Source organism: Streptomyces sp. SID14478, assembly GCF_010548525.1.
Lineage (GTDB): Bacteria > Actinomycetota > Actinomycetes > Streptomycetales > Streptomycetaceae > Streptomyces.
Map to the genome: position 1 here is coordinate 1 of NZ_JAAGMG010001123.1, position 1,334 is coordinate 1,334.

Genomic DNA, 1,334 nt, shown 5'->3' on the forward strand with positions numbered 1-1,334 from the left:
ACGGTCATCGCCGGACTCCAGCTGACCCCGGCCGCCGCGGCCGGACACCAGGAGGCGAGACCCGGGGACCCGGTCCCCGGCGGCGAGAACACGACCCCGCAGGGCGGCACCAGCGCGCTGCACGGCGCCCCCGGCGCCCCGGCGCAGGCCGTGGACCTCGCGCAGCAGGGCGCCGTCCGCACCACGACGCGGGCCGCGATCATCAACCGTGCCAAGACGTGGGTCGCGGCGAAGGTCCCGTACGACATGGACAAGTACTGGAAGGACGGTTACCGCCAGGACTGCTCGGGGTTCGTCTCCATGGCCTGGGACCTGCCGGGCAACGAGTGGACGGGCAGCCTCGCGACGTACGGCACCCGGATCACCAAGGCGCAGCTCCAGCCCGGCGACATCCTGCTCTTCCACAACCCCGCCGACCCGGAGAAGGGCTCGCACGTCACGATCTTCGGCGGCTGGACCGACTACACGCGCAGCTACTACATCGCGTACGAGCAGACCCGCCCCGGCACGCGGAAGCAGGCCACGCCCTACGCGTACTGGAGCAACTCCAGCCGCTACGTCGCCTACCGCTACAAGGGCGTGAAGGCGGGGACCACCTCGGGCTCGGACGCGTCGACGACGAAGTACCCGGGCGCCGCGTCCTTCGGCCCCGGTGCGAACAACGGGTACGTCACCCAGCTCGGGCGGCTCCTCGTGGAGCGGGGCGGCAAGCGGTTCTACGCGCAGGGTCCGGGCCCGCGCTGGGGCGAAGCGGACCGCAAGGCGACGCAGGCGTTCCAGAAGGCGCAGGGCTGGAGCGGGAAGGACGCGGACGGTCTTCCCGGGCCCACGACCTGGTCGTACCTGATCAGCGGCAAGGGCAAGGACATCCCCGGCGGGTCCGGCGGGTCCGGCGGATCGTCGGCCGTGCCGGCGTCGGCGGCCAAGGTGCCGGCCTTCCCGGGCGCCGCGGCGTTCCGCCCCGGAGCGAACAGCGCCGCGGTGACCCAGCTCGGCAAGCAGCTCGTGAAGAAAGGTTTCGGCAAGTACTACACGCAGGGCCCGGGCCCGCGCTGGGGCGAGGCGGACCGGCGCAACGTCGAGGCGTTCCAGCGGGCCCAGGGCTGGCGGGGCTCGGCGGCCGACGGCTACCCGGGGCCGGAGACCTGGCGCCGGCTCTTCTCGTGACGCCACGCAGCCCCCGGCCGGCGGCGCGGAACGCACCACGCACCCCGCACCACAGCACGGAACGCACCACGGAACACAGCACCGAACTCAGTACGGATCGCAGTACGGAGGCGAGGATGACCACGACGGCGGAACAGCCGGAGCGGGCCCCGGCCCGCCCGGCACCC

1 protein-coding gene is annotated in these 1,334 nt (G+C 73.2%); it reads left to right on the forward strand.

Features of this window, described 5'->3' with window-relative positions; translation table 11 throughout:
• The coding region (locus G3I40_RS36165) for a peptidoglycan-binding protein (RefSeq protein WP_203645400.1) at positions 1-1,167 on the forward strand (1,167 nt) is incomplete at its 5' end.
• Positions 1,168-1,334: the final 167 nt, after the last annotated feature.